General features: G+C 75.7%; 6 protein-coding genes. 2 read left to right on the top strand and 4 right to left on the bottom strand.

Annotation, left to right across the window (positions count from 1 at the left end):
• Nucleotides 1-564 (top strand): serine hydrolase (locus tag ABD353_RS38610; RefSeq protein ID WP_344628408.1); only part of this gene is annotated, 564 nt, incomplete at its 5' end.
• On the opposite strand, the gene ABD353_RS40650 is transcribed toward ABD353_RS38610, so the two are convergent.
• From ABD353_RS40650 to ABD353_RS38585, 4 genes are all read right to left on the bottom strand, one after another.
• The gene (locus ABD353_RS40650; RefSeq protein WP_425555342.1) at nt 558-3080 is read right to left on the bottom strand and encodes a bifunctional serine/threonine-protein kinase/ABC transporter substrate-binding protein; all 2523 of its coding nucleotides are present in this window, start codon (nt 3078-3080) and stop codon (nt 558-560) included. The two genes, ABD353_RS38610 and ABD353_RS40650, sit on opposite strands and share 7 nt — an antisense overlap.
• A gap of 296 nt (nt 3081-3376) precedes the next feature.
• Complete coding sequence (locus tag ABD353_RS38595; RefSeq protein WP_344628407.1) at nt 3377-4606, bottom strand: RNA polymerase sigma factor; 1230 nt, start codon at nt 4604-4606, stop codon at nt 3377-3379.
• Nucleotides 4603-4926, bottom strand: coding sequence for a YciI family protein (locus ABD353_RS38590; RefSeq protein ID WP_344628406.1), 324 nt, complete (start codon nt 4924-4926; stop codon nt 4603-4605). Before ABD353_RS38590 ends, ABD353_RS38595 begins: the two co-directional genes overlap by 4 nt.
• A 131-nt stretch (nt 4927-5057) precedes the next feature.
• Complete coding sequence (locus tag ABD353_RS38585; RefSeq protein WP_344628405.1) at nt 5058-5771, bottom strand: TetR/AcrR family transcriptional regulator; 714 nt, start codon at nt 5769-5771, stop codon at nt 5058-5060.
• Between the two features lie 130 nt (nt 5772-5901).
• Here ABD353_RS38585 and ABD353_RS38580 point away from each other — a divergent pair, with 130 nt between their 5' ends.
• The gene (locus ABD353_RS38580; protein WP_344628404.1) at nt 5902-8184 is read left to right on the top strand and encodes an MMPL family transporter; all 2283 of its coding nucleotides are present in this window, start codon (nt 5902-5904) and stop codon (nt 8182-8184) included.
• The last annotated feature ends 98 nt before the right edge of the window (nt 8185-8282 follow it).

Raw genomic sequence — 8282 nt, 5'->3', positions numbered from 1 at the left:
GTACAGCGCGGCCCGCTCCCGCATCCCCGCGATCCCGTGGCCCTCGCCACCCGGCAGGGGCCCGGCCGCCCGCGCCGACCGGCCGCTGTCGTCGGCCCCCACCCCCCGCCGGGCGCCGGCGGCCCCGCCCGGTTCGCCGGCGGCCACACCGCCAACCGCAGGCCCGCCGCGCCGTGGCACCTCGCCGACCTGGCCGGCGCCGGCGGCCTGCGCTCCACCGGCAACGACCTCGCCGCCTTCCTGCGCGCCCAGCTCGGCGGGGCGCCCACCGACACCGCCGAGGCGATCGTCCTCACCCGGCAGGTGGAGCACCGCACCGGCCCGTTCTCCTGGACGCACCTCGGCTGGTCGGCGCACCGCTCGCACCCGCAGCAGGGCGGCCACCTGCAGATCTGGCACAACGGCCGCACCGGGGGCTTCGCCTCGTACGCCGGCTTCGACCCGGAGACCGGCACGGCCGTCGCCGTCCTCGGCAACACCGGCCGGTCCGTGGACGCCGCCGGCGCGGGCCTGCTGCGCACCCTGCAGGAGGCTGCCGCCGGCCGGGCGCGCGACGGTCAGTAGGTGTCGGTCCTGACGGAGTGCCAGGCGCCGCCCTGCACCGTGTGGACGGTGAGCTGCCGGTTGGTGGTGTCGCCGTATTCGTCGAAGGAGACCGCCCCGGTCCTGCCGTCGAAGGAGACGCCCGCCATCGCCTCCGCCACCTTGGCCCGGGCGTCGGACGGCAGCGTGCCGCCGTTCGCGGCCACCGCGGACTTGACCGCCTCGATGACGGCCCAGGCCGCGTCGTACGCGTAGGCGCCGTACTGGCCGGCGTCCTCCGGGTAGCTTGCGGCCCGGTAGTCGTCGAGGAAGGCCGTCCCGCCGTTGAGCGCGTCGGTGGGCGCGCCCACCGAGGTGGCCAGGTCGCCCTCGGCCCGGCCGTTCAGCCGGGTGTACTCGGTGTCGAAGATGCCGTCGCCGCCCATCAGCGGCACCGTCGCGCCGCCCTCCTTGAGCTGCCGGGAGAGCGGCGCCGCGTCCGGGTACTCCCCGCCGTAGTAGACCGCCTCGGCGCCGCTGGCGCGGACCTTCGCCGCCAGGGCGGCGTGGTCGGTGCTGCCCGGTTCCACGTGCTCCGAACCGACGACCGTGCCCCCGAGGGCGGCGACCTCGGCGGTGAACCCGTCGGCAAGCCCGGCGCCGTAGGTCTTCCGGTCGTCGATCACGAAGAACTTCGTCTTCTTCGCGACCTTGACGAGGTACCGGGCGGCGAACGGGCCCTGCAGGGCGTCCGTGGTGGTGGTGCGGTAGTACACGGGGTACGGGCGCGACTTGACGCCCTTCTGCCAGTCGCTGCCCAGGGTGAGCACCGGGTTGGTGTTGGCCGGCGAGACGTCCACCAGCCCGGCCGATGCGAACGAGGGCAGCATCGACTGGGCGACGCTGGAGTTCAGCGGACCGACCACGCCGAGCACCCGGTCGTCGGCGACGAGCGCATCGGCGTTCTGCCGGCCGGTCTGCGGCTGGGCCTGGTCGTCCAGCGCCTTCAGCTCGAAGGTGACACCCGGGACGTACGTCCGCCGGTTGGCCGTCCGCACGGCGAGGTCGGCCGAGTTCTTGATGCCGGTACCGAAGCTCGCCAGGCCGCCGGTGAGCGGCGCGTCCACGCCGATCACCACGGTCGTGGTCGCCGTGTCGTTCGACGAGCTGCCGCTGCCCGCGCTGCCGCTGCCGCTGCCGCTGCCGCTGCCGTGGCCGGAGTCCGGCAGGAGGGTCCAGGTCAGGACGCCGCCGACGGCCAGGGTCGCGAGCGCCACCGCCAGGACGGTGGTCTTCCGGCCGATCGGCCGCCTCCCCGGCCGGCCGGCCGTCAGCTCCTCGACGCGGTGGCCCTCCAGGGGCCCGGTGGGCACCCCGTCCTCCGGCGTCCCGTCGGCGGCCGGCTGCGGCAGCCCGTCGGCCGGGGGAGTGGCGTACGGGTTGTCCGGCACCGGCCGGCCCTGCGGCACGTGCGGAAGGTGCGGTGGAACGGCCGGCGGTGCGGCGGGCGGCGCCGGGACGGGCGCAGCCGGCCCGGCCTCCCCGGCAGGTCCGTCCGCGGGCCCGTCCGCGGGCCCTTCGGCGGGGCCTTCGACGGGCTGTTCCGCCGCCGGGGCCTGCGGCGGCGGCGGGGGCGGCTGCCGGTCGGCCGGGACGGGAACGGGGTCCGGTGCGGTCGGCGTCCGCGGCACGGGCGGCGCCGGATCCGGCGCGGGCCCGCCGCCCGCCGTGGTGTCGCCGCGCAGCACCGCCGCCACCAGCTCCTCGGCCTGCGCGACGGTCGCCCGCTCGGCCGGGTCCTTGGCGAGCAGTGCCTCCAGCACCGGGGCGAGCGGCCCGGCGAGCACGGGCGGCCGGTGCGGCCGGGTGAAGATGGCGATGGCGAGGGCGTGCAGGCCCTCGGCGTCGAACGGCGTCCGGCCCTCGACCGCGTGGTACAGCGTGGCGCCGAGCGCCCACAGGTCGTTGGCGGCGGTCGGCCGCTTGCCCTCCAACTGCTCCGGCGGCATGTAGTGCGGGGTGCCGATGACCGTCCCGCTGTGGCTCAGCTTGGTGGTGGCGTCCGCGAGGTGCGCGATGCCGAAGTCGGTGAGGACGACCCGGTCCTTCGTCAGCAGCACGTTGTCCGGCTTGATGTCGCGGTGGACGATCCCGGCTCCGTGCGCCTCGGCGAGCGCGCCGAGCATCGCCGCCCCGATCTCGGCGACCCGGCGCACCGGCAGCGGACCCCGCTCGCGGATCTCGGCGGCGAGCGACCGGCCGCGGACGAACTCCATGACGATGGCCGGCGCGCCGTTGTGCTCGACCACGTCGTGGACGGTGATGATCCCCGGGTGGTTGAGGATGACCGCGGCCCGCGCCTCGCCGGTGAACCGCCGCAGCAGCACGGCGCGCTCGTCGTCCTGCAGCCCGGGCGGGAAGAGGATCTCCTTGACGGCGACCTCGCGGCCGAAGAGGTGCCGGTCCGTCCCGCGCCAGACGCGGCCCATGCCGCCCTGCCCGATCCGCTCGATCAGCTCGTACCGGCCGGCGATGAGTTCCGCGTCGTCCTGGGTCACGGCGGACACTCTAGGGGGCCCGGTGGCGGTCGCGGGCGGGGATCGTACGCGCTGTGATCGATCTGCGCCCGGACGTACACGGACCGGCCTTACGTGCTGGTCAGGCCGCCCGGTACACCTCCGGCGGGCCCGCCGTGCGGTGCTCGCCGACCTCGCCGAACTCGCCGGCCGCGCTCCCCGGGGCCGGTCCCGGTGACCGGTGGGACGAGGTGCCGGCCGCGCCGGGGGTCCTGGCCGCCCTCGGCTCCGCCGCCCGCACGGCCGCCGTGGGAGACCGGTCCGTGGATCCGCCCCGGCTACCCCGGCAGGTCGCGGCGGCGGGCCAGGTAGGCGCGCTCGGCGGTGTTGCCGGCCAGTTCGACGGCCCGGTCGTAGGCGGCGCGGGACTCCCGGCTTCGGCCCAGCCGGCGCAGCAGGTCGGCGCGGGTCGCGTGGTAGGCGTGGTAGCCGGTCAGGGTGTCGCCGAGACGGTCGACGGCGGCCAGCGCCACCCCGGGGCCGTCGAGTTCGGCGAGCGCGACGGCCCGGTTGAGGGCGACGACCGGTGAGGGGTCGAGGCAAAGGAGCTGGTCGTAGAGGGCGACGACCTGCGACCAGTCGGTGTCGTCCACGTGGCGGGCGGAGGTGTGCACGGCGTTGATCGCCGCGAGGACCTGGTAGCGCCCCGGGGCCGCCCCGGTGGCCAGCCGTTCCCGTACCAGCCGGTGGCCCTCGGCGATCAGTACCGTGTCCCAGGCGCCGCGGTCCTGTTCGCCGAGGGCGACCAGGTCGCCGCTGGGGGAGACCCGGGCGGTGCGGCGGGCCTCGGTGAGGAGCATCAGGGCCAGCAGCCCGGCCACCTCGCCGTCCTCGGGCAGGAGTCCGCGGAGCAGCCGGGTGAGCCGGATCGCCTCGGCGGTGAGGTCGTGCCGTACCGGATCGGTGCCGGGGCCGGTCGCCAGGTAGCCCTCGTTGAAGACGAGGTAGAGCACGGCGAGGACCGCGGAGACCCGTTCCGGGAGGTCCTCCGCGGACGGCACCCGGTAGGGGATGCGGGCCGTTTTGATCTTGGCCTTGGCGCGGGTGATCCGCTGCCCCATGGCGCTCTCCTGCACCAGGAAGGCGCGGGCGATCTCGGCGACGGTCAGACCGCCGACCAGACGGAGCGTCAGTGCCACGCGGGCGCCCGTCGCCAGTGCCGGGTGGCAGCAGGTGAAGATCAGCCGCAGCCGCTCGTCGCCGACGGGGCCGAGGGGCTCGGGGGGTTCGTCGTACGCCATCAGGGCCTCCCGCTGCTTGGCGTCGCGCTTGCTCTCGCGCCGGATCCGGTCGATGGCCTTGCGGTTGGCGGTGGTGGTCAGCCAGGCACCGGGGTTGGGCGGCACGCCGTCGGCCGGCCACCGCTCGACCGCCGTGGCGAACGCCTCGGCCACCGCCTCCTCGGCGGTGTCGAGGTCACCGAAACGCCTGGTCAGGGCGGCGACCGCGCGGGCCCACTCCTCGCGGTGGGCGCGGGCGACCGCCTCCCGGACGTCGGTCGTGCTCACAGGACCGGACGCACCTCGACCTTCCGGTTGCAGGCCTTCGAGCCCTCGGACGCCAGTTTGAGGGCCACGTCGAGATCGGCGGCCTCGACGATCCAGAAGCCGACCAGGTACTCCTTCGACTCCACGAAGGGCCCGTCGGTGAACAGCGTCTCCTCACCGCGGTTGTCGATCACGGTCGCGGTGTCGGGTCCGCCGAGGCCGGCGGCGAAGACCCAGTGGCCCTCGGCCCGGAGCCCGTCGTTGAACACGTCGATCGCCGCCATCTCCTCCGCGGTGGCGAGGCGGGAGTCGTCGTGGATCACCGAGAACAGGTACTGCATCGTGAACCATCTCCTGTGCTTCGGGGGCGCCCCTCACGGGCGGCCGCTCACCCCTTCTACGAACGCCTGCGCCCCGATCCGACACCGCCGCCGACGATTTCTCCGAGGCCGCCCCGCGGTCCTGCGGACCGTCACCCGTCCGGGGGGTCGGGGGCGGTCTCCGGGCGGTCGGTGGCGGCGAGCAGGGCGTGGACGGCGGTGGCCATGGTGCGGCGGGCGGCCGCCACGTCGAGCCCGGAGCTGCGCCAGTGGTGCCAGGTGCTCCAGGTGGTGGCGGCGTCCAGTGCGTTGAGCAGGTCGGTGCGGCGGGCCTCGGGCAGCCGGTCCAGCTCGGTGGCGAAGATCTCCGAGATCCGCGTCCGGCCGTAGTCGAGCATCATCCGCACCGCCTCCTGGACGCGCTCGGACGGGTTCTCCAGCCGCATCATGGCCAGCCGCGTCGGGGTGAGCCACTCCAGGATCCGGCCGCGCTGCTCCGCCAGGGCGGCGACCCGCAGCTCCCGCGGGCCGTCGGTCGGCAACGGCTTGATCTGGGAGAGCAGTTGGTCGATCCGCCGGGTGACGGCGGTGTCGGTCAGCTGCGCCATGTCCGCGAAGTGGTGGAACACCAGGCGCCGTGACACGCCGGCCCGTTCGGCCACCCGCTCGGCGGGGAACTGCACCAGGCCCTCGTCGAACAGCGACAGCACCGCGTCGGCGATCTTCTCGCGGGTCAGCCGCCCGCGTTCGGTGCGGCCGTCCGCGGGCTGTTCGGTCCGGCCGTCCACGGGCCGCGCGGCCGGACCGTCAGAGGGTCGCGCGGTCCGGCCCTCCGTGGGCCGTCCGGGGTCAAGGTTCTGCGGCATGCCCGGGCCTCCTTCCGTCACGTTGACATTATTGCACCGCCAGTGCAACGTACTGATTGCACGGAGAGTGCAATGAGTTCGGCGGGGGGCCCGGCGCCACCCCGTCCCCGTACGGAAGGCCGGTGTGCCGATGTTCACCGCCGTGGGGCGCTGGTGCGCCCGCAGACCGAAACGCGTGGTGGCCGCCTGGCTGCTCCTCCTGGCCGCGGCCCTCGCCGCGGTCGGCGTGCTGGGCAGCGTCACCACCGAGGCGGTGTCCATCCCCGGCAGCGACAGCCAGGCCGCCCGGGACCTCGGCGACGAGGCCTTCCCCGGCTCGGCCTCGGGACGCCAGCCGCTCGTCCTGCACACCGCCGCCGACGGGCCGCTGCTCACCTCGCCCGCGAGCACCGAGGCCGTGAAGCAGGCCGCCGCCGCGATCGCCCGCGTCGACCACGTCGTGGCCGTCACCACCCCGTACGACCCGGCCGGCGCCAAGGCGATCTCCGCCGACGGCCGCACCGGCTACCTGTCGGTCGAACTCGACGTCACCGGACGCGAGATCACCCCCGGGATCACCGACCGGATCACCGCCGCGGCCGCCCCGGCCACCGCGGCCGGCATCGAGGTCACCCCGGGCGGCTTCCTCGCCGCCGCCGTCGACAAGGGCTCCACCGGCCACAGCGAGGCGATCGGCCTCGCCGCCGCCTTCGTCGTCCTCGCCCTCACCTTCGGCGGCCTGGTCGCGGCCGGCCTCCCGCTGCTCGCCGGCGGACTCGGCCTCGGCATCTCGCTCTCGGTGCTCGGACTGGTCGGCCACCTGGTCGACATGCCGTCCTCCGGCGAGACCATCGCCGCGATGATCGGCCTCGGCGTCGGCATCGACTACACCCTCTTCGGGCTCACCCGCTTCCGCGAACTCCTCGCCGCCGGAGTCGGCCGCGAGGAGGCCGCCGTCCGCACCACGGCCGGCTCCGGCAAGGCGGTCGCCTTCGCGGGCAGCGCCGTGATCGCCGCACTCGCCGGCCTCGCCCTCGGCGGCATCCCGCTGCTGTACGCCCTCGCGCTCGCCCCCGGCATCGCCGTCCTCGTCGCCGTCGGCATCAACCTGACCCTGCTGCCCGCCGTCCTCGTCCTGCTCGGCCCCCGCCTCGCCGCGAGGCCCCGGCGCGGCGCGAAGGCGGACCAGGCGGGCCCCCGCGGCTGGGGGCGGATCGCCGAGGTCGTCGCCGCCCGGCCGTGGCGCTGCCTGATCGCCGCGACCCTCCTGGTCGGTGCCCTCGCGCTGCCCGCCGCCCAGCTCGCCTTCGGCCAGCTCGACGCGGGATCCAACGCCACCGGCTCCGCGAGCCGCACCGCCTACGACCGGCTCGCCACCGCCTTCGGCCCCGGCATCAACGGCACCCTCCAGGTCACCGACACCCTCGCCACCCCGGCCGAGGGCCCCACCGACGACCGCGTCACCGCCGTCACCCGGGCCCTGCAGACCACCCCGGGCGTGGCCGCCGCCGGGCAGCCGCAGCTCTCTACCGACAAGCACTCCGTCCGCTGGCAGGTCACCCCCGCCACCGCCCCCTCCGACCCCGCCACCGCCGACCTCGTCGACCGGCTGCGCGGCGAGACCCTGCCCGCCGCGGCCGGCCCCGGCGACACCGTCCACGTCGGCGGCACACCCGCCGCCCAGGCCGACCTCAACGACCGGCTGGCCCGCCGGATGCCGCTGGTCGTCGGCTTCGTCCTCGCCATCGCCGGACTCCTGCTGCTGCTCGCCTTCCGCGCCCCGGTCGTCGCGGTGAAGGCCGCCGTGATGAACCTGGTCTCCGTCGGCGCCGCGTACGGCGTGCTCACCGCCGTCTTCCAGCAGGGCCACGGCGCCGGCCTCCTCGGCCTCGACGGGCCGGTGCCGATCCCCGGCTACGTGCCGCTGCTGATGTTCGCGGTGCTGTTCGGGCTCTCCATGGACTACGAGGTGTTCCTGCTGACCGCCGTCCGCACCGCCTACCTCCGGCACCGGGACAACCGCCGCGCCGTCGTGGAGGGCCTCGGCGGCACCGGACGGATCATCAGCTCGGCCGCCCTGATCATGGTGAGCGTCTTCCTGAGCTACCTGCTCTCGGACGACCCCGTGGTGAAGATGTTCGGCATCGGCCTCGCCACCGCCGTCGCCCTGGACGCCACGGTGGTGCGCGGCATCCTGGTGCCCTCGACGATGGTGCTGCTCGGCCGCGGCAACTGGTGGCTCCCGCGCCGCCTGGACGCGCTGCTGCCGCACATCGACATCGAGGGCGACGGGACGGAGGCGCTGCTCGCCCAGGCCGCCGAGCCCGTCGCGACCGAGCCCGCTGCCGCTGCGCCCGGGGCTGCGGAATCCGCGGCCGCCGAGCGGACGGACGCCGAGCAGACCGCCCTGCCCACCGCGGCCGGTGCACCGTGACACCCCGGACGGCGGCCGCCCGCCGCACCCGCGCCACGGCGCCGCGCCCGCCGCGTCCGCCGCGGGCAGCCCTGCGGGGGCGGATCCGTCCGCGGTGG

Origin of the sequence: Kitasatospora arboriphila, assembly GCF_039528095.1 — a bacterium.
GTDB classification, from domain to species: domain Bacteria; phylum Actinomycetota; class Actinomycetes; order Streptomycetales; family Streptomycetaceae; genus Kitasatospora; species Kitasatospora arboriphila.
Note: the sequence above shows the minus strand (reverse complement) of the source record. Positions and strands in the feature narration are given on the sequence as shown.

What these genes read in the sequence shown, in the direction of transcription:
- ABD353_RS38590 (WP_344628406.1), bottom strand. Translation starts at nt 4,926, where the DNA reads ATGCAGTACCTGTTCTCGGTGATCCACGACGACTCCCGCCTCGCCACC.
- ABD353_RS38585 (WP_344628405.1), bottom strand. Translation starts at nt 5,771, where the DNA reads ATGCCGCAGAACCTTGACCCCGGACGGCCCACGGAGGGCCGGACCGCG.
- ABD353_RS38580 (WP_344628404.1), top strand. Translation starts at nt 5,902, where the DNA reads ATGTTCACCGCCGTGGGGCGCTGGTGCGCCCGCAGACCGAAACGCGTG.